This is a genomic window from Arthrobacter sp. YAF17 (assembly GCF_052113365.1).
GTDB lineage: Bacteria > Actinomycetota > Actinomycetes > Actinomycetales > Micrococcaceae > Arthrobacter.
This window is the reverse complement of record NZ_JBFRDB010000037.1, coordinates 1-18,902: the sequence shown is the minus strand read 5'-3', so window position 1 is coordinate 18,902 and position 18,902 is coordinate 1. Positions and strand designations below refer to the sequence as shown.

Here is an 18,902-nt window from a genome sequence, read left to right as displayed (position 1 = left end):
ACCGCCGAGGACCTCGAGATCATCGCCGACAAACTCAACAACCGGCCCCGTCCCACGCTCAACCTCGAGACCCCCAAACAACGCATGCGCCAACTCATTGCCACCGCGGCCTAAACCCAGTTGTTGCAACGACCAATTGACTTTGAGACTCCCGCATGGGCCGGAACTGACCCCGCGTTGCGGTGATTCCCGGGGCCTGTGGATAACCTCTGCGCCGGGCTTGCTTCGAGGCCACAATGGAGCGCATGGTCCGCATCTCGCCGCTCCCCGAAAGTCTCGCCCAGACGCCGTTCACGGTCTATGAGTCCCGCGAGCTCGGTGTTTCGGCTAAACGCCTGCGTGCGCGTGACCTGTCCGGCGGCGGCCGTCTCATCTATCTGCCCGCCGGCCGGCACCTGGAAGTCATCGAACGGGCCCGCGTGCTGACCGCCGCGACACCGGGCGCCTGGGTCTCGCACGAAACCGCCGCAGTCCTGACCCTGCTGGGGCTGCCGCCCTGGCTGGGCGGCTGTGCCACCATCCACCTCAGCAAGCCGCATGAACTGCCCCGGGTTCGCCGGGCCGGTGTGACGGGCCACCGGGTGCGGTCCAATCCTGGCGAGCTGACCGACGTCGACGGCATCCGCGTGACAGCGCCGCCCCGGACCTGGCTGGATCTGGCCGCGGTCCTGCCGCTCAACTACCTCATCGCCTTGGGTGACCAGATCATCAGGGTTCCCCGGCCGGGCCTTGAGCAGCGGTCCGAGCCGTATGCCAATAAGGACGGGTTGCGGCTGCTCATCCGGCAGCATCCCAACATGAAAGGTGTCGAGAAAGCCCGGCTCGCCCTCGACGAGATGCGGGTGGGCGCGGATTCCTTCCCGGAGACCTTCCTGCGGCTGGCCCTGCTGGACGCGCGGCTGCCGGAGCCGGAGCTGCAGGTGAAAATCGATCCGGACGATCCGCGCTCGCCGGCCGCAGACCTGGGCTACCGGAGGTTCCGAATCGCCATCCAGTACGACGGCGCACCCCACCTCACGCGCGAACAGCAGTCCCGGGACAACCGGCGGGATGAGGCGTTCCGCAACGCGGGCTGGGCGTACTTCAAAGTCAACGCCGATGACCTCGCCGAGGATTTCGAGGGCGTCATCGGCCGGATCAAAAGAGCCCGGCTCCCTCGAACCTGACCCTCACTCAAAAGCAACGCGGGGTCACATCGCGCCGATAAAGTCGCCCGGGACGGGCGCTAAGTGGCCCCGCGTTGCATTTTGGGGACGGGCCTAGTGGCCGCGGTGGTCCTGGATGGTCATCCGCGGGCCGAACGTCGGCTTGCGGAAGCCGCTGAGGCCGATCATCCGGACCACGCGCTGCCGGTGCCCGGCCCACGGAGCCAGCAGCCGGAGCATCCCTGCGTCGTCAGTCCTGCGGCCGGTCAGCGCCGCGCCGACGTACGCCGCGAGGTGGTAGTCGCCCACGGCAATGGAGTCCGGGCAGCCGTGCGTGCGCTGGACGACTTCCGCCGCGGTCCAGGCGCCGATACCGGGAAGCGTTTGCAGCTTCGCGTAGGCCTCCGCGGCCGGGAGCGCGGCGAGACGTTCCAGCGCGACGGCGGAACGCAGCGCGCGCATGACAGTCGCCGACCGTTGCGGACCCACCCCGGCCTTGTGCCATTCCCAGGACGGGATGCGCAGCCATTGTTCGGCGGTGGGCTGCACCAGCAGATTCGCCGGCGCGACCGTTCCGGCGCCGGGGGCCGGCGTTCCGTACCGGTACATCAGGTAGCGGTAGCCGCGCCGGGCCTCGATCACAGTGACCTTCTGCTCCAGAATGGTGGGCACGAGGGAGTCGATGAGGCGGCCGGTGGCGGGCAGCCGCACGGCGGGGTTCCGGCGTCGGGCCTCAACGACCATCCGGGGGAGGGTGGCGTGGAACGCGGGTTCATCAAAGGCGGACCAGTCGTCGTCTCGGCCCAGCATCCGCGGCGCGGAACTGACGGCATCGGCGGCGCCGGGCCCCCAGGCCTGGACCTCGACGGCGGGATCGGCGGCGGGGCGGTCCGGCGGATAAGCCACGGCCAGCCGGAGCGTGGCGGGGCCTGACGGCGTCGTGAACGCCATCCAGAGGCCGTCCGGTGCGGTGCGGATGGACGGGTCGCCGTGCCCGCGCAGCAGCGTGCCGATGGTCTGCACCAAGTCGAAGGGACCGCCCGGGTGCCACCGCAGCGAGCCGTCCGCCGCGGCGGCAATGCCGGCGGGGACGTCTGCAATGGTCATCCGACCATGATTCCACGAACGCCTGACAGCAGCCGTTATGGCCCGTCCCACGCAGTCGCCGGAGGCCCTTAACTCCGGGTTTGGGCGGGACTAGACTTCGGCTGTGGCGTGGAGCCACCACGCCTGCCCGGAGGCCCGGGATCCCTGTTCTTAGGAGAGTGTGATGGCTGGTGGAGTAGTACATTTCGAGATCCCCGCGGACGACGAGAACCGCGCACGGGAGTTCTACAGTTCGGCGTTCGGCTGGAAGATCAGCCCCGTGCCGGAGATGAGTTACGCCATGCTCATGACGACGCCGTCGGATGAAACGGGCATGCCCTCCGTGCCGGGGTCCATCAACGGCGGCATGTTCCGGCGCGAGGGACACCTCACCTCCCCGTTAGTCACGGTGGACGTCGACGACATCGACGCGTCGCTGGAGAAGATCGCGGCCCTGGGCGGCAGCACTGTCCAGCCGCGGCAGGAAGTCGGCACCATGGGCTGGGCCGCCTACTTCCGGGACACCGAAGGCAACATCATCGGTCTGTGGCAGAACGCCGCGGCCGAAGGCGGCGGGGCGGCCGCCGGAAACGACATCGGCGCCTGAGGAACCCGGGCGGCGCCTGAGGAACCCGGGCCGCGTCAGGGCATGCCCGAGGTGAGCCAGAGCGCCGCGACGGCCAGCGGGACGGTCAGGACGACGGCGGCGAGCCCGGCCACTGCGAACCCTCCCCAGCGGATCTCGACGTTGAGCGTGCGGAGCCGTTCGTGCCAGAGCAGCGTGGCCAGCGACGCCCAGGGGGTCACCAGCGGGCCAAGGTTCACGCCGATCAGCAGGGCGGCGAGCCGCACCGGAGAGTCGCCCGCCGGTTCCAGCGCGAGGTAGGCGGGCAGGTTGTTCACGGCATTCGCGGCTCCGGCGCCCAGACCGGCGAGTTGCAGCAGAGCCGGCAGGCCTTCACCGGAACCGGCGATCCCGGACAGGGCCTGCGTCAGGCCGTTTGCGTGCAGCGCCTCCACCACCATGAACAGCCCCGCAGTGAGCATGAGCGGCCGCCAGGGAACCATCGTCCAGCGCAGCGCAGAGCGGCGGCGCCAGAGGAACAGGACCAGCAGAACCGCTGCCGCGGCCATTGCCGGGATCTGCACGGGTACGCCGGAGACGAGCGCAGGCAGGAGCAGCACCATCACCCCCGACGCCGAATACAGCAGCACCTTGTCCCGGGCCTTGTGGACCGGCTGCGGCCCGTAGCGGCCGGACAGGTCCTTCCGGAACGCCAGCCACAGAAGACCGATCGGCACCAGGATTCCCACCAGGGCCGGCGCCCACACGAGGTTGGCGAAGCCGGCCGGACTCAAGTTGAGCCGGTCCTGGGCCAGCAGATTGGTCAGGTTCGAGACCGGCAGCAGCAGGGACGCGGTGTTGGCCAGCCAGATCGTGGTGAGGGCAAACGGCAGCGGCGGGATCCGGGCGTGGACCGCCAGCAGCACGACGACAGGAGTCACCAGCACCGCCGTCGTATCCAGCGACAGGAACACGGTGGAGACGGTGGCCAGGCCGACCACCAGCAGCCACAGCAGGAACACCCGGCCCCGGCCCAGCGCGGCGAGACGCTCCGTCACCACCCGGAACAGCCCGGCGTCGTCCACCATTTCCGTCACGAGGGACATGGCAACCACGAACGCCAGGACGGGTACGGTGCGGGCGGCCAGTTCCTGGAACGCCGGCCAGGGCAGGAGCCCGGTGAACAGCGCCGCGCATCCTGCCGCCAGCATGCCGGCGGGGAGCAGATAACCCTTCAGGCTCATCGGCCGGACCCACGCTTCACCGCATAATCTTCGCACCCGGTGCCGCCGGGGGTCCGCCCCGACGTGAAGGAATCCGCCCCTGGCGGGTGGAGACGGTAACTTTGTACCTATGAAGTACGCCCAGTCCGTTCTGGACCTCATCGGCAATACGCCGCTCGTCAAGCTGCACCACGTTACCGACGGCATCGGGGCCACGGTCCTGGTGAAGCTGGAATACCTGAACCCCGGCGGTTCCATCAAGGACCGCATCGCGGTGAAGATGATCGAGGAGGCCGAACGCACCGGCAAGCTCCTGCCCGGCGGCACCATCGTGGAACCCACCTCGGGCAACACCGGCGTCGGCCTGGCTCTGGTGGCCCAGCAGAAGGGCTACCGCTGCATCTTCGTGGTGCCGGACAAGGTCGGCGAGGACAAGCGCGCCGTGCTCCAGGCCTACGGCGCCGAGGTGGTGGTGACGCCCACCGCCGTCGCCCCCGACAGCCCGCAGAGCTACTACGGCGTCTCGGACCGCCTCGTCACCGAGATCCCCGGCGCCTACAAGCCCGACCAGTTCTCCAACCCGGCCGCCCCGGCCAGCCACTACGAATCCACCGGGCCGGAAATCTGGCGCGACACGGACGGCCGCATCACGCACTGCGTGATCGGCGCCGGCACCGGCGGCACCATCACCGGCACCGGCCGGTACCTCAAGGAAGTTTCCGCGCACCGTGCGGAGTCCGACGGCGGCATGGTCAAGATCATCGGCGCCGACCCGGCAGGTTCGGTCTACTCCGGCGGCACAGGCCGGCCGTACTTCGTCGAAGGCGTCGGCGAGGACATGTGGCCGGCCAACTACGACAAATCGGTCCCGGACGACGTCATCGCGGTCAGCGACGCCGACTCCTTCGAGATGACGCGCCGGCTCGCCCGCGAAGAAGGCCTCCTGGTGGGCGGCTCCTCCGGCATGGCCGTCGTCGCCGCCCTGCAGGTCGCCAAGGACCTGCCGGACGACGCCGTCGTCGTCGTGATTCTGCCGGACTCCGGCCGCGGCTACCTGGCCAAGATCTTCAACGACCAGTGGATGCGCTCCTACGGCTTCCTGGCCAGCGGCGACGAAGCCTCCGTGGGGGAAATCCTCAAGGCCAAGACCGGGGAACTGCCGGACCTGGTGCACATCCACCCCAACGAGAGCGTCCGTGATGTCATCAACATCATGAACGAGTACGGGGTCTCGCACATCCCGGTGCTGTCCCAGGAGCCGCCCGTGGTGATGGGCGAGGTCCTCGGCGCCGTCGACGAACGCACCCTGACCGCGAAGCTGTTCCGCGGTGAGGCCAAACTGTCGGACAAGATCTCCGAACACATGGAGGCCCGGCTGCCGGTCATCGGCTCGCTCGAATCGATCTCGACGGCCCGCGAACTCCTCTCCGACGCGGACACCCTCATGGTGACGTTCGTCGGCGCCCCGGTGGGGATCCTGACCCGCCACGACCTGCTCGCCTACCTGAGCAACTGACCTGCAACTGACCGCACACTGACCCGGAAACCGGACCGCCCTCCCCGGGGGCCCGGCGCCCGGCCGAAAGGAACGCACATGTCTTTGCCAGAAAGCCCCTCGTCGAAAATCCCCGGCTTCAACACCCGGGCCGTGCATGCCGGCCAGGAGTTCGAGCCGCGCACCGGCGCCGTCGTGCCGCCCGTGCATTTCTCCTCCACCTACGCCCAGGAAGCGATCGGCGTGCTGCGCGCCGGCTACGAATACGGCCGCGGGACCAACCCCACCCGTGATTCCCTGCAGGACCAGCTCGCCGCGCTGGAAGGCGGGACCGCAGCGTTCTCGTTCAGCTCCGGCCTCGCCGCCGAGGACTCGATGATCCGCGCGCTCACCCGCCCCGGCGACCACATCGTGCTTGGCAACGACGCGTACGGGGGCACGTACCGGCTGATCAGCCGGGTGCTGGGAGAGTGGGGCATCGGCAACACCCCGGTGGACATGTCCAATCTTGACGCCGTCGCCGCGGCCGTGGCGGCCAGCAAGACCCGCCTCGTGTGGGTGGAGACGCCGTCGAACCCGATGATGAAGATCACCGACATCGCGGCCCTCGCGAAAGTGGCGCACGACGCCGGCGCCCTCCTCGTGGTGGACAACACTTTCGCCTCGCCGTACCTGCAGAACCCGCTGGCGCTCGGCGCCGACGTCGTGGTGCATTCGACTACCAAGTACATCGGCGGGCACTCCGACGTCGTCGGCGGCGCGATCATCGTCAACGACGCGGAGCTGGCCGAAAAGATCGGGTTCGTGCAGTTCGCCGTCGGTGCCATCTCCGGCCCGATGGACGCCTTCCTCACCACCCGCGGGCTCAAGACCCTCGGCGTCCGGATGGACCGGCACAGCGACAATGCCCAGGCCGTGGCGGAGTGGCTGCTGCAGCGCCCAGAGGTAGAGGCTGTGCTGTACCCGGGACTGCCCTCGCACCCCGGGCACGAGCTCGCGAAGAAGCAGATGAAGAAGTTCGGCGGGATGATCTCCGTGCAGTTCAAGGGCGGCGAGGCGGCGGCACGCAAGGTGGCCGAATCGACCTCCGTGTTCACCCTCGCGGAGTCCCTCGGCGGGATCGAATCACTCATGAACTACCCCTCGGAGATGACGCATGCCTCGGTCAAGGGCACCGAGCTTGCCGTCCCCGTCAACCTGATCCGCCTCTCCTGCGGCATCGAGGACGTCGAGGACCTCATCGCCGACCTCGAGCAGGCTTTCTCGCGGATTGAAGCTGCGCCCGGCGAGTCAGGCAGCTAGGCACCCGTGACCACCACCATCAGGGCCACGGCCTCCACTTCCCGCGGCTGGGCCGCGACGGCGGCCGGCGCGCTCGCCGTCGCCGCCGCCCTGGTGGTGCTGTACTCCGCCTACATCCCGCTGATGAACGACTTTGAGGTCTACTTCTATGGCGGCAGCCGGGTGCTGCAGACCGGAGAGACCGGCGTCAACGAGCTCTACGCGGCGCGGGACGGGCTGCCGTTCACGTACCCGCCGTTCGCGGCGCTGCTGTTCGCGGCCATGGCGGCGCTGGGCCAGGGCGGCGGCAGCATCGTGTTCATCACGACTGCGCTGCTTGGCGCCGGAATCGTGTCAGCCTGGCTCGCACGGCACTACTTCCGCCTGGGAAGCTGGCGGAACGCGTTCGCCGACTGGCGGTTCCGGGCCGTGGCCCTGGCCGGCACCGCAGCCATCCTGCTCCTCGGCCCCTGGCGGGACACCTTCGACTTCGGCCAGATCAACATCATCCTGATGGGCCTGATCCTGGCCGACTTCGCGCTCTACGGGAAAGCCCGGGCAGGGGAGATCCGCTGGCCCGCGGGGCTGCTGATCGGCATCGCCGCCGGCATCAAGCTGACCCCGCTCGCGTTCGGGCTGTACTTCCTGGTGCGCCGAGATTTCAAGGCCCTCGGCTGGACGGCGGCCGGCTTCTTCGGCTCGATCGGCCTGGCCTGGGCCATGCTGCCCACGGCCTCGCTCACCTTCTGGACCAAGATCCTGCCGGACACCGGACGGATCGGCGGGCCGGCCTACGTGGACAACCTCTCCGTCAAGGGCCTGCTGCTGCACCTGGGAATGCCGGACTCCGGCCTGACCAGCATGATGTGGCTGGTGCTCTCCCTGGCCCTGGCCGCGCTTGCCGCGCTCGTGATCGCCTGGGCGGTGGCCGCGGACGAAAACTTCGTCGCCGTCTCCGCCACCGCCGTGCTGATGCTCCTGATCAGCCCGGTGTCCTGGTCCCACCACTGGGTGTGGATGGCCGTGGCGCTGCCCTGCATGGGCTTCGCGATCCACCGGGTGCCGTCCCGGAACGGACGGATGCGCCTCGCCGGGTGGATCATCGTCGCCTTCTCGGCCCTGGCCTTCTACCTGACACCCAAATACCTGGCCGTCATGGCAGGGGCGGCAGAGTGGGGCAAGGACCCGCAGACCCAATGGCAGCTGATCGTGGCGAGCCTCGGCGTGCTCTGCGGCATCGCCATGCTCGTCTACTGGGCCCTGGCCTACCGCCCCTCCCGCGCCGCGCTCCGCCCCGAGGTGTAGCGGGGCCGGGACTCCAGCTCCCCATGCTGCCGGCCCGCGCCCCTCGAGTGCGCAGTTCGCGGCAGTGTTTCGCGGAACATTGCCGCGAAATGCCAACTCGACGAAATATGTAGCTTTCTTGAAGAAAGTCAGCTAGTTTTGTCCGCATGGCACTTCGATCCGACTGGTCCCAGCGCAACTGCAGCATGGCCCGCGGCCTGGACATCCTCGGCGATCCGTGGGGCATGCTGGTCCTCCGCGAGGTCTTCTTCGGCAACGGCCGCTTCGACGCCATGAAGTCCCGGCTGGGGGCGGCGGACTCCGTCCTCACCAAACGCCTCACGGCACTCGTCGACGCCGGGCTCCTCACCCGGCAGCCGTACGACGACGGCGGCCGCACCCGCCAGGAGTACGTGCTCACCGCGAAGGGGGAGGACGCCCTGCCGGTGCTCAACGCCGTCGTGATCTGGGCCGAAAAGCACCTGCCGGCGCCCTCGGAGCAGGCCCACATGTTCGTGGTCCACACCGGTTGCGGCGCACGCACCACGTCCGCGGACAGCTGCACCGAATGCGGGCAACGGCTGACGGCCCGGAACACCAGCTGGCACAGCCTCACCAGAACCCCGGACCCGGTGCCCCTTGCCGCCACCTACGCCGCCCCGGCATCGTCCGCAAAGGCCGCCTCCCAGAACGGACCCGCCCAATGAGCGCCCCCGAAACCACCCTGCTGCCCGCTCCGAAGCCGCGGAAGATCCACCCGGCCTGGATCGTCGCCGCAGTCGCGTTCCTCGCCCTGGTCGGGGCCGCGGGCTTCCGGGCCGCGCCCGGCGTGCTGATGGTGCCGCTGCAGACAGAATTCGGCTGGTCCACCACCGTGCTGTCCGCCGCGGTCAGCATCAACCTGGTGCTCTTCGGCCTCACCGCGCCCTTTGCCGCCGCCCTGATGGAGCGCTTCGGCATCCGCGCGGTCACCGCCACGGCGCTCGTGCTGATCGCCGCCGGCAGCGCACTGACGGTGCTGGTCACGCAGTCCTGGCAGATCCTGCTCACCTGGGGGCTGCTGATCGGGCTCGGCACCGGGTCCATGGCCCTGGTCTTCGCCGCGACCATTGCCAACACCTGGTTCGCGAAAAGCCGCGGCCTCGTCATCGGGATCCTCACCGCCGGCAGCGCTGCCGGGCAGCTGGTCTTCCTGCCGTTCATCGCCGCCCTCGCCCAGGACCCGGGCTGGCGGCAGGCCTCGTTGCTGATCGCCGCAGGAGCCGTGGCCGTGGTGCCACTGGTCCTGAAGTTCCTCAAGAACTCACCTGCCGACGCCGGCGTGCTTCCCTACGGTGCCGAGGCGGAGCCCGGCTCCGCGCCGGAACCGGACGCCGCCGCAGCCAGCGCGGCACCGGCCGGAGCCGAGGACCCCCCGCGAAACGCTGCCGTCCGTGCCCTGCAGGTGCTCAAGCGGGCCAGCAAGGTGCGGACGTTCTGGGCGCTCGTCGCAGGGTTCGCGATCTGTGGCGCCACCACCAACGGCCTGATCGGCACCCACTTCATCCCCTCCGCCCACGACCACGGCATGGCCACGACCACCGCGGCGGGCCTGCTGGCCGTCGTCGGTATCTTCGACATCGTCGGGACGATCGCCTCCGGCTGGCTGACGGACCGCTTCAACCCGCGGATCCTGCTCGCGGTCTACTACCAGTTCCGCGGCATCGGCCTGCTGGTGCTGCCGTTGTTGCTCAGTGCGACCGTCCAGCCCAGCATGATCGTGTTCGTGGTGATCTACGGACTGGACTGGGTTGCCACCGTACCGCCCACCGCCGCCATCTGCCGCCAGGTCTTCGGCGCGGACGGCAGCGTCGTGTTCGGCTGGGTCTTCGCCGCCCACCAGCTCGGCGCGGCCGCCGCGGCCCTGGCGGCCGGCGCCATCCGGGACTCCACCGGACAGTACACCTACGCCTGGTTCGGGGCAGCCGCGATGTGCACCATCGCCGCCGTCGTGAGCGCAACCATCCGCAAGGACGCCGGCAAGACGGGCGCTGTCGCAGTCCCCGTGTAGGGCTTCTGTAGGATGGGCGCGAGGCCGGGCGCCCTGCCGGCGCCCCGAATCGGCCTCGAATCAGCTTAAAATTTTGGGGGACCCATGTCACTGCTCGACGCCGAAAACAGGCCCGCGCCGCCCGTGCCGTCATCGCCGCCCGGGCTGCGGCAGCGGCTTCCGGTGCGGCAACTTGCGCGGCTGTCCACCCTCCTGGCCGTGGCCGCGGTGCTGTTCCTGGTGTGGACCTGGCTTGGTGTCTGGGCCAAGCAGGGCCTCGACTTCAGCGTTTACTGGCACGGCGGCAAGATCCTCAACGACGCCGGCGCTGCGCCGTCGGACCTGTACCGGGGCAACATCGACTGGGCCGGCGGCCCCCAGCTGCCGTTCACGTATCCGCCGTTTGCCGCGCTGCTCTTCAGCCTGCTGGCGAGGCTCCCGGAACCCCTGGCCCTCATGTTGTTCAACGCGGCCGGGACGGCGGTGGGGGGCTGGGTATCCCTGCGCGCGGTGCGGTACTGGAACGCCGGGACGGACTGGCGGGCCACCTTCGGCTCGGCGCGCAACCGCTGGGGCGCCGCCGTGCTGGTCCTGGCCGTCCTGAACCTCGGCCCCTGGCGCGAAACTCTGGCCTTCGGGCAGATTAACATCCTGCTCATGGGCCTGATGGCGGCGGACCTGCTGTCCCGGAACCGGCACTGGACCGGCGGTTTCCCCGGAACGGGACTCCTGGTGGGCGTCGCGGCCGGCATCAAGCTGACGCCGCTGGTGTTCGGGCTGTACTTCCTGGTGCGCAAAGACTGGCGCGGCCTGCTGAACATGGGCGCGGGCTTTGCCGGCACCGTCCTAGTCGGCTGGTTGCTCCGTCCCGCCGAATCCTTGCAGTTCTGGCTGGAGATCCTCCCGGACACGTCCCGGATCGGCGGCGCCGGCTACGTCGACAACCTCTCGCTCAAGGGTGCGCTCCTGCACTTCGGCATACCGGAAGCTTCTGTCACCGTGCCGTGGCTGCTGCTGAGCCTGCTGGTGGTGGCGGTGGCCGCCATGGTCATCCGGTCAGCCAGCGCCCAGGGATCCCGCGTGGTGGCCATCTCGGCAACGGCGCTCACCATGCTGCTGATCAGCCCGGTGTCCTGGTCGCACCACTGGGTCTGGATGGCGGCCGTCCTGCCGGCTTTCGCCTGGACCCTCCGTGAGACCCCGCTGCGGTACCGCGGGCTGCGCTGGCTCATGGGCGGCGTGCTGGGGGTCTCGGTCCTGGTCTTCCTTTTCTCGCCCAAGACCATCGGTACGGCGCTGGGCGCGGAGAACCTCGACGTCCAGACTCCCGGACTCTGGATCATGGCCTCCAGCGCCGGCGTGTTCTGCGCCTTTGCCATCCTGGTCTGCTGGCTCGTGGTGCTCCGGCGCGGCTCGCTGGGCCCGTCGTTGGACGTCGGCCCGGCGGTTGCGGCTGCCAGGGACTAGAGTTTCCGCGGCAGGGCGGACGCTAGTGTGGTGCCCATGGACGCCACTTCCCACGGAGATCCGCCCGGCCCGCCAGCAGCGCCGCACCGGAAGACGGTCCTCGTGACCGGCGTCGGCCGGCTGGCCGGGATCGGGGCCGGCATCGCGCGCCGGCTGGGGGCCGACGGCTGGGACCTCGTGTTGACGTACTGGCAGGACTATGACGCCCGGATGCCCTGGGGTGTCCAGCCCGGCGACGTGGATCTCCTCACCGCGGAACTTCAGGCCACGGGCGCCGCCGTCGTGGCCCGGCCGGCAGACTTCCAGGACCCGCAGGCCGTGGACCGGCTCATGGAGGACATCGCAGCGGAGGCCGGGCCGTTGCAGGGACTCGTGCTGAGCCACGCCGAGTCCGTGGACTCGGGCATCCTCGATACGACGTTGGGGAGCTTCGAGCGGCATTTCGCCGTCAACGCCCGTGCCAGCTGGCAGCTGATTGCGGCGTTCGCGCGGCAGGCCTCGGCCGAGGGCGGCGCTGTGGTGGCACTGACAAGCGACCACACCGCCTTCAACCTGCCTTACGGCGCGTCCAAGGGAGCCCTGGACCGGATCGTGATCGCGGCGGCCCGGGAGCTCGGCGCGCAGGGGATCAGCGCCAACGTGCTCAACCCGGGGCCGGTGGACACCGGCTGGATGGACGGGGAGCTGCGCGGAGCCCTGGCCCGGCGCCAGCCCGGCGGGCGGCTCGGAACCCCGGCGGACGTGGCCGGAACGGTCGCGTTCCTGCTGTCGCCCGAAGGCCGCTGGGTGTCCGGCCAGCTGGTCAAGGCCGACGGCGGCTTCTCCGCCTGACGAGCCCGCGGACTCCGCCGAGTTGGCATTTAACGGCAGTGTTCGCGCTCAACATTGCCGTCAAGTGCCAACTCGCGGAGGGGCGGGGACTAGCGGAAGGCCGCCAGGCCGGTGATGTGCTGGCCCAGGACCAGGGTGTGGACCTCGTCGGTGCCCTCGTAGGTGCGCACCGACTCAAGGTTGGCGGCGTGCCGGAGCGGTGAATAGTCCAGGGTGATCCCGTTCCCGCCCAGAATGGTCCGGGCCTCGCGGGCGATCGCGATGGCCTCACGCACGTTGTTGAGCTTGCCCAGTGAGATCTGCTCGGGACGGAGCTTTCCGGCGTCTTTGAGCCGTCCCAGCTGCAGTGCCAGCAGGGTGCCCTTCTGGATCTCGAGCAGCATGTTGACGAGCTTTTCCTGGGTCAGCTGGTACCCGGCGAGCGGCCTGCCGAACTGCAGCCGCTCCTGGGCGTACTTCAGCGCGGCCTCGTAGGAGTCCCGGGCCGCGCCCATGGCACCCCACGCGATCCCGTACCGTGCCTCGTTAAGGCAGCTGAACGGTCCGCGCAGGCCGCGCGCGGCCGGCAGCAGGGCCTCGGGGCCCAGCAAGACGCCGTCGAACGTGACATCGCACTGGATCGAGGCGCGCATCGACAGCTTCTGTCCGATCGGCGTTGCGGTGACGCCCGGGGTGCCGGCCGGAACCACAAAACCGCGGACACCATCGTCCGTCATCGCCCACACCACCAGCACGTCAGCCACCGAGGCGAGTCCGATCCAGCGTTTGGCGCCGTCCAGGATCCAGCCGGCGTCGTCACCGGTGCCGTCGCGGCGGGCGAAGGTCGTCATCGAGGCAGGATCCGAGCCGGCGGTGGGCTCGGTCAGTGCGAAGCAGCCGATCAGTTCGCCGGCCGCCATCCGGGGGAGCCACTCCTGTTTCTGTTCCTCGGAACCCCACTTGTGGATGGCCGTCATGGCCAGCGAGCCCTGGACGGAGACGAACGTGCGGATGCCGGAGTCGCCGGCTTCCAGCTCCATCGCCGCCAGGCCGTACTCGACGGCGGAGCGGCCGGGGCAGCCGTAGCCCTCCAGATGCATGCCGAGGACTCCGAGTTCTCCCAGCTCCGGAGCCAGCTCCAGCGGGAACACGCCGTCGTCGTACCAGCCCGCGATGCCCGGCCGGATCCGCTGCTGCGTGAAATCGCGGACCCGCTCACGGACCGCCAGTTCCCCGGCGCTCAGCAGGGAATCGATCGCCAGGATGTCGGACACATCGGATCCCGCAGATCCGGGGAAGCCAGCCTCGTTGCTCATTCCAGCATCCTACGGTCTTGTCCGTTCTGCGGCCCGGCGTTCCTGCCCGGTTACTTCCGGACGCCAGCCAGTATCCTGACCGACCCGCCGGTGTCGCCACGCATTTGCGGGGTTGGCAGGAAAGTAACTGGGCAGGAGCGTCGAGGGGCATCGGCGGGGCGGGGGTTCACTGTCGTGGTTTCGGTGCCTGCGGGGGACATGTCCAGCCGGAGCCCGGTCCGGGAGCGTCGCAGGCCTACACTGAAGCCATGGACACCGCCTCTGTTCTCGCCGTCTGCCGCGTACACCAGTTGCTGAGCGACCCCGGAAGCGTCGGCGTGACGGCGATCGACAAACGGTCCGTGGCCGGGCCGGTCAAGGTGCACCGGCTCGGACTGCACGGTGACATCCAGGCCAGCCGCGTCCACCACGGCGGCGAGGACCAGGCCCTCTATGCCTACTCCCAGGACGACGCCGACTACTGGGCAGCGGAGCTAGGCCGCGAACTGCCGCCGGGGATCTTCGGTGAAAACCTGCGCGTCGCCGGCATCAGCGCCACCAACGCCGTCATCGGCGAGCGCTGGAAGATCGGGCTCGACGTCGAAGTCGAAGTGACCTCACCCCGCACCCCCTGCGCCACCTTCCAGCGCCGGATGCACGAGCCGCACTGGGTCAAGCGGTTCAGCGACTCCGGGCGAGTGGGGACGTATCTGCGGGTGGTGCGGGTGGGCAGCATCCAGGCGGGGGACCACATCCACCGGATCTTCGTCCCCACCCACGGCGTCACCATCGGCAAATGGTTCAGTGATCCCACAGTTGAGGACATGGAGGCCCTGCGGGACGCCGACGCCGACGGGCAGGTCCGCCTCCAGCCCGAGTACCATCAGGAGTTCGAGAAGCTGCGGCGCCGCCTCGGCGTGTAGCCGGGCGGGCTGCCGTGTGCGCAAGCTCACCGCCGCCGGCGGCCCCTGAGTTACCCATGGGCGGGATCAATGCCCTACACTTGAAATATCCCCCACTCCGGAAATCCCTTATTCCTGCCCAATTCTTGAGGCAGGACTGGTAAGTGTTGGGGCCCGCAGATTGTGATGCGGGCATTTTCATAGGGAGAGCCGGCTRAAGAAAACGCTGTACAGACTGCTGGGATAGCAGCCAAGAGATGCAGCGGGAAGTCCTGCCACGGGATTGCGAAAGCGCCGGACTTCTATGTGACCGGCCGGTCAAAGTATGCCCGGCGATTCCGGTCACGCGTACTGCGGCTCCGCTCACCTCGGGTTGTGCCGCTTGGCCCCTATGGATGAGGATATTTCACCTATGCCCGAAAATCAGAACAACTCCGTCGAAACCGAACTCGCCACCGAGAACAGCCAGGCCGACGTCGAGACTTCTGAAACGGCTGCCCCCGCAGCCGGCTCCGCCCCGGAATTCACCGAGGCTCCTGCGAACGTCGAGGCTCCGGCTGCTGCCGACGCCGCACCGCAGGCTGACACCAAGACCGAAGACAAGGCCGCCCCGGCCAAGGAAGAAGACGCTGAAGAAGAAGGCGTCAAGTTCGCTGACCTCGGCATCGACGGCCGCGTCCTCGCTGCCCTTCAGGACGTCGGCTACGAGAAGCCCTCCCCGATCCAGGCAGCAACCATCCCGCTGCTGCTCGAAGGCCGCGACGTCGTGGGCCTCGCCCAGACCGGCACCGGTAAGACTGCAGCATTCGCAGTACCGGCGCTGTCCCGCCTGGCCGAGCTCCACGACCTCAACGGCCCGTCCCGCAAGACCCAGGCCCTGGTGCTTGCCCCGACCCGCGAGCTCGCCCTTCAGGTCGCCGAGGCCTTCACGTCCTACGCCAAGCACATCGACGATTTCACCGTCCTCCCGGTGTACGGCGGCTCCGCCTACGGCCCCCAGCTGGCCGGCCTGCGCCGCGGCGCCCAGGTTGTTGTCGGTACCCCCGGCCGCGTGATCGACCACATCTCCAAGGGTTCCCTGGACCTGTCCGAACTCCAGTACCTCGTGCTGGACGAGGCCGACGAGATGCTCCGTATGGGCTTCGCCGAAGACGTTGAGCAGATCTTCCAGCAGACCCCCTCGGACCGCCAGGTTGCGCTGTTCTCCGCCACGATGCCGAGCCAGATCCGCCGGATGTCCAAGCAGTACCTGAACAACCCGGCCGAGGTCCAGGTCAAGTCCAAGACCACCACCGGCGCCAACACCCGCCAGCGTTACCTGCAGGTCATGGGCCCGCACAAGCTGGATGCCCTGACCCGCATCCTCGAGGTCGAAGAGTTCGAGGGCGTCATTGCCTTCGTCCGCACCAAGATGGCCACCGAGGACCTCGCCGACAAGCTGCGCTCCCGCGGTTTCCAGGCTGCCGCCATCAACGGCGACATCCCGCAGCAGCAGCGTGAGCGCACGGTCGAGGCCCTGCGCGACGGCAAGATCGACATCCTGGTCGCTACCGACGTTGCCGCCCGCGGGCTGGACGTTGAGCGCGTCAGCCACGTGGTCAACTACGACATTCCGCACGACACCGAGTCCTACGTCCACCGCATCGGCCGCACCGGCCGCGCGGGACGTTCCGGCGACGCGATCCTGTTCATGACGCCGCGGGAGAAGTACCTGCTGCGTTCCATCGAGAAGGCAACCCGCCAGCCGGTGGAGCAGATGCACCTGCCGACGGCCGAGACCGTCAACACTCTGCGCCTGGGCAAGTTCGCGGAGAAGATCACCGAGACCCTTGCCTCCGAGGATGTTTCGTCGTTCCGCGACCTGATCGCCTCCTACGAGGAAGAGCACAACGTCCCGGCCGCGGAAATCGCCGCCGCACTGGCCGTCATGGCCCAGGGCGGCCAGCCGCTGCTGGTCAAGGAACTGCCCGCCGCGCCGGAATTCCAGAAGCGCGAGCGCTCCAAGGACGGCTTCGGCTCCCGCGGCCCGACCCGCACCCTGACCGAGGGCAACGCCACCTACCGGATCGCCGTCGGACGCCGCCAGCGCGTCATGCCGGGTTCCATCGTTGGCGCCATTGCCAACGAAGGCGGCATCTCCTCGGCCCAGATCGGCGGCATCGACATCCGCGCGGACCACTCCCTCGTGGAGCTCCCGGCGGACCTGAGCTCCGACCAGCTGAAGGCCCTGTCCCGCACCCGGATCGGCGGCGAGCTGATCCACCTCGAGCTGGACAACGGCCGCAAGCCCTCCGGCGAGCGTGGCAGCTACCAGGGCAGCCGCGGCGGCGACCGTGGCGGGTACTCCGGCGGCGGCGACCGTGGCGGCAACTTCAAGGGCAACGGCGGCTTCAAGCGCGAGTTCCGCAAGAACGACGGCGAGCGGTCCTCCGCTGACCGTGGCGGACGCTCCTTCAGCGACCGCAACGAGCGCGGCGTCGGCTCCGATGCGGCCCGCAAGCCGCGCACCGAAGGCGGCTTCAAGCCCCGCAACAAGTGGTAACCGTCAGCTGCTAAGCACTGATTCACCCTGAGAACGGGCCGGCTGCAGAGCCGGCCCGTTCTTGGTTAAGTTCGCTTGGTCACATTCGGAGGCCGGCCGGTGCCGCGGTGCCGTTTCCGGGCCGTCTCGTGGCGCCGATTACCCCGGATTTTCGCTGATTTTGACGCTTTTCCTGCCCTCCCGCTACCGATTTGTTGGGAGCGGAATCTTCCGGTAGAGTATTTACTCGTTGCCCCCCTAGCTCAGTGGTAGAGCGCGTTCTTGGTAAGAACGAGGTCACCGGATCGATTCCGGTGGGGGGCTCTGAATGAGGGCCTGTGTCAAGGCGGTTTTTGACCGGCTTAGCGCAGGTTTTCCTCATTTATGGCGGCGTAGCTCAGTTGGTTAGAGCGCACGACTCATAATCGTGAGGTCGGGAGATCGAGCCTCCCCGCCGCTACAGAAAGACCCTGCAGGCCCAGCCTCTGGGGTCCTTTTGTTTTAACCCGGTTGCTCTGCCACATTGAGTGCTTTTGGCCGCCCCAAAGCAACCAAAAGTGACAGCGCAACGGATGCGGCAGCGGGGCGCGTGGGACAGAATGGGTCCATGACGCGAATCGCAATCATTGGCGGCCACGGCAAAGTGGCTCTGGAACTGTCCCGCATCCTGGCCGAGGAGGGCTTGGACGTTACGTCATTCGTCCGCAACCCTGACCACGGGGCGGAGGTCGTGGCTACCGGCGCCACGCCTGTCGTCCTGGATATTGAACATTCGACGACGGCGGACATCGCCGAGGCGCTTCGGAACCACGACGCCGTGGTCTGGTCGGCCGGTGCAGGCGGCGGAAGCCCGGACCGCACCTATGCCGTGGACAGGGATGCCGCCATCCGGTCGATGGACGCGGCGGCCGAGGCCGGCGTCGGGCGTTACATCATGGTGTCCTACTTCGGTGCCGGCCCCGATCACGGCGTCCCGGCGGACAACGGCTTCTTCGCGTACGCCGAGGCCAAGGCGGCCGCGGACGAGTACCTGCGCGGAACGGGCCTGGCCTGGACGATCCTTGGGCCCGGCGCGCTCACCGACGGGCCCGGCAACGGCCTGATCGACGTCGACCCCGCGGACGACTCGGGAAACCGGGAAACGGCCCGCGCCAATGTTGCCCTTGTTGCGGCGGCCGTGCTGGGCCTGCCGTCAACGGCCGGGCGCACCATCGAGTTCCGGGACGGGGAACTGCCCATTGCGGCCGCCCTGGAGCCCGTGAGGTAGCGGAACGGTGCAGCGGCGGTCGCGTACAGGTGGCCTCCGTCTGAGAGTGCGGGACGATGGCCCGGACGGACCCACCACATGTGTCCCACCGCCATTGGACTCTCCAGGTGCTGGTGCTGCTTCCGCGCCGCATTGACTTCGGTACCCGACCATTCCATAGGACGGGGTCAGCAAACGGTTCTCAGCCGCGGACGGAACAAACCTGCTATCGCTTGACGGGCCTCACGCATAGGCCATTGCTACTTGGCCAGGCCAGCGGAAGGTCACTCAGTGTCCGTGGCACTTGACCCGCGCATGTCCGTCGTATGGCGATGTCATAGGCGCGGTTCCTCAGCAGAGGGACGAGGCTCCACTTCGGCAGGGCTTCTCACAGTCAACGTGACAGTGTGTTGCAGCCGAGGAGGGTGTTGCCGTTGGAGAACGCGGTGACGGGGATGCCGTAGGTGCAGATGCGGTAGGTGCCGGGTTGGGTGATGGGGATGTTGTTGGTGTATCCGTGGTTGCCGGTGACGCCGATGGCTGTGTTGACGTC

Annotated in this window: 15 protein-coding genes and 2 tRNA genes; 14 read left to right on the top strand and 3 right to left on the bottom strand. The window is 68.5% G+C overall.

Annotated elements, in window-relative coordinates; translation table 11 throughout:
* Positions 1-245: 245 nt before the first annotated feature.
* Positions 246-1,166 (top strand): endonuclease domain-containing protein, encoded by a 921-nt coding sequence (locus AB4Y67_RS18535; protein WP_441407225.1) that lies wholly within the window; start codon positions 246-248, stop codon positions 1,164-1,166.
* Between the two features lie 93 nt (positions 1,167-1,259).
* On the opposite strand, the gene AB4Y67_RS18530 is transcribed toward AB4Y67_RS18535, so the two are convergent.
* A complete protein-coding gene (locus AB4Y67_RS18530; protein WP_441407224.1) occupies positions 1,260-2,252 on the bottom strand; it encodes a DNA-3-methyladenine glycosylase family protein in 993 nt (330 codons plus the stop codon).
* 163 nt (positions 2,253-2,415) lie between these two features.
* Here AB4Y67_RS18530 and AB4Y67_RS18525 point away from each other — a divergent pair, with 163 nt between their 5' ends.
* A complete protein-coding gene (locus tag AB4Y67_RS18525) occupies positions 2,416-2,838 on the top strand; it encodes a VOC family protein (RefSeq protein WP_441407223.1) in 423 nt (140 codons plus the stop codon).
* A 35-nt stretch (positions 2,839-2,873) separates the two neighbouring features.
* Here AB4Y67_RS18525 and AB4Y67_RS18520 read toward each other — a convergent pair whose 3' ends face one another.
* A complete protein-coding gene (locus tag AB4Y67_RS18520) occupies positions 2,874-4,040 on the bottom strand; it encodes an SLC13 family permease (RefSeq protein ID WP_441407222.1) in 1,167 nt (388 codons plus the stop codon).
* A gap of 109 nt (positions 4,041-4,149) precedes the next feature.
* On the opposite strand from AB4Y67_RS18520, the gene AB4Y67_RS18515 reads away from it, so the two are divergent.
* From AB4Y67_RS18515 to AB4Y67_RS18485, 7 genes are all read left to right on the top strand, one after another.
* The gene (locus AB4Y67_RS18515) at positions 4,150-5,535 is read left to right on the top strand and encodes a cystathionine beta-synthase (RefSeq protein ID WP_441407221.1); all 1,386 of its coding nucleotides are present in this window, start codon (positions 4,150-4,152) and stop codon (positions 5,533-5,535) included.
* A 78-nt stretch (positions 5,536-5,613) separates the two neighbouring features.
* Positions 5,614-6,816 carry a cystathionine gamma-synthase gene (locus AB4Y67_RS18510; RefSeq protein ID WP_441407220.1) on the top strand — a complete coding sequence of 401 codons (1,203 nt, stop codon included), beginning with the start codon at positions 5,614-5,616 and terminating at the stop codon, positions 6,814-6,816.
* 6 nt (positions 6,817-6,822) lie between these two features.
* Positions 6,823-8,100, top strand: coding sequence for a glycosyltransferase 87 family protein (locus tag AB4Y67_RS18505; protein ID WP_441407219.1), 1,278 nt, complete (start codon positions 6,823-6,825; stop codon positions 8,098-8,100).
* Positions 8,101-8,246: 146 nt separating this feature from the next.
* On the top strand, positions 8,247-8,786 hold the full coding sequence (locus AB4Y67_RS18500) for a winged helix-turn-helix transcriptional regulator (RefSeq protein WP_441407218.1): 540 nt from the start codon (positions 8,247-8,249) through the stop codon (positions 8,784-8,786).
* Positions 8,783-10,129 (top strand): MFS transporter, encoded by a 1,347-nt coding sequence (locus AB4Y67_RS18495; RefSeq protein ID WP_441407217.1) that lies wholly within the window; start codon positions 8,783-8,785, stop codon positions 10,127-10,129. The genes AB4Y67_RS18500 and AB4Y67_RS18495 overlap by 4 nt, the downstream gene beginning before the upstream one ends.
* 84 nt (positions 10,130-10,213) lie before the next feature.
* Positions 10,214-11,575, top strand: coding sequence for a glycosyltransferase 87 family protein (locus AB4Y67_RS18490; RefSeq protein ID WP_441407216.1), 1,362 nt, complete (start codon positions 10,214-10,216; stop codon positions 11,573-11,575).
* A 36-nt stretch (positions 11,576-11,611) separates the two neighbouring features.
* Positions 11,612-12,406 carry an SDR family oxidoreductase gene (locus tag AB4Y67_RS18485; RefSeq protein ID WP_441407215.1) on the top strand — a complete coding sequence of 265 codons (795 nt, stop codon included), beginning with the start codon at positions 11,612-11,614 and terminating at the stop codon, positions 12,404-12,406.
* 89 nt (positions 12,407-12,495) lie between these two features.
* Here the strand turns inward: AB4Y67_RS18485 and AB4Y67_RS18480 are convergent, their stop codons facing one another.
* Positions 12,496-13,701, bottom strand: a complete 1,206-nt coding sequence (locus AB4Y67_RS18480) for an acyl-CoA dehydrogenase family protein (protein WP_441407214.1) — start codon at positions 13,699-13,701, stop codon at positions 12,496-12,498.
* Between the two features lie 248 nt (positions 13,702-13,949).
* On the opposite strand from AB4Y67_RS18480, the gene AB4Y67_RS18475 reads away from it, so the two are divergent.
* The 5 genes from AB4Y67_RS18475 to AB4Y67_RS18455 all read left to right on the top strand — a co-directional run bounded on the left by AB4Y67_RS18475 (position 13,950) and on the right by AB4Y67_RS18455 (position 18,370).
* Positions 13,950-14,603, top strand: coding sequence for an MOSC domain-containing protein (locus AB4Y67_RS18475; protein WP_441407213.1), 654 nt, complete (start codon positions 13,950-13,952; stop codon positions 14,601-14,603).
* Between the two features lie 391 nt (positions 14,604-14,994).
* Positions 14,995-17,124 carry a DEAD/DEAH box helicase gene (locus tag AB4Y67_RS18470; protein WP_441407212.1) on the top strand — a complete coding sequence of 710 codons (2,130 nt, stop codon included), beginning with the start codon at positions 14,995-14,997 and terminating at the stop codon, positions 17,122-17,124.
* A gap of 231 nt (positions 17,125-17,355) precedes the next feature.
* A tRNA-Thr gene (locus tag AB4Y67_RS18465) sits at positions 17,356-17,427 on the top strand.
* 62 nt (positions 17,428-17,489) lie between these two features.
* Positions 17,490-17,563 (top strand) — tRNA-Met (locus AB4Y67_RS18460).
* Positions 17,564-17,710: 147 nt separating this feature from the next.
* Entirely contained in the window at positions 17,711-18,370 is a 660-nt protein-coding gene (locus AB4Y67_RS18455; RefSeq protein ID WP_441407211.1) for an NAD(P)H-binding protein, read from the top strand.
* The last annotated feature ends 532 nt before the right edge of the window (positions 18,371-18,902 follow it).

Coding starts and splice junctions, on each gene's coding strand:
- AB4Y67_RS18535 (WP_441407225.1), top strand. CDS start 246: ATGGTCCGCATCTCGCCGCTCCCCGAAAGTCTCGCCCAGACGCCGTTC.
- AB4Y67_RS18530 (WP_441407224.1), bottom strand. CDS start 2,252: ATGACCATTGCAGACGTCCCCGCCGGCATTGCCGCCGCGGCGGACGGC.
- AB4Y67_RS18525 (WP_441407223.1), top strand. CDS start 2,416: ATGGCTGGTGGAGTAGTACATTTCGAGATCCCCGCGGACGACGAGAAC.
- AB4Y67_RS18520 (WP_441407222.1), bottom strand. CDS start 4,040: ATGAGCCTGAAGGGTTATCTGCTCCCCGCCGGCATGCTGGCGGCAGGA.
- AB4Y67_RS18515 (WP_441407221.1), top strand. CDS start 4,150: ATGAAGTACGCCCAGTCCGTTCTGGACCTCATCGGCAATACGCCGCTC.
- AB4Y67_RS18510 (WP_441407220.1), top strand. CDS start 5,614: ATGTCTTTGCCAGAAAGCCCCTCGTCGAAAATCCCCGGCTTCAACACC.
- AB4Y67_RS18500 (WP_441407218.1), top strand. CDS start 8,247: ATGGCACTTCGATCCGACTGGTCCCAGCGCAACTGCAGCATGGCCCGC.
- AB4Y67_RS18495 (WP_441407217.1), top strand. CDS start 8,783: ATGAGCGCCCCCGAAACCACCCTGCTGCCCGCTCCGAAGCCGCGGAAG.
- AB4Y67_RS18490 (WP_441407216.1), top strand. CDS start 10,214: ATGTCACTGCTCGACGCCGAAAACAGGCCCGCGCCGCCCGTGCCGTCA.
- AB4Y67_RS18485 (WP_441407215.1), top strand. CDS start 11,612: ATGGACGCCACTTCCCACGGAGATCCGCCCGGCCCGCCAGCAGCGCCG.
- AB4Y67_RS18480 (WP_441407214.1), bottom strand. CDS start 13,701: ATGAGCAACGAGGCTGGCTTCCCCGGATCTGCGGGATCCGATGTGTCC.
- AB4Y67_RS18475 (WP_441407213.1), top strand. CDS start 13,950: ATGGACACCGCCTCTGTTCTCGCCGTCTGCCGCGTACACCAGTTGCTG.
- AB4Y67_RS18470 (WP_441407212.1), top strand. CDS start 14,995: ATGCCCGAAAATCAGAACAACTCCGTCGAAACCGAACTCGCCACCGAG.
- AB4Y67_RS18455 (WP_441407211.1), top strand. CDS start 17,711: ATGACGCGAATCGCAATCATTGGCGGCCACGGCAAAGTGGCTCTGGAA.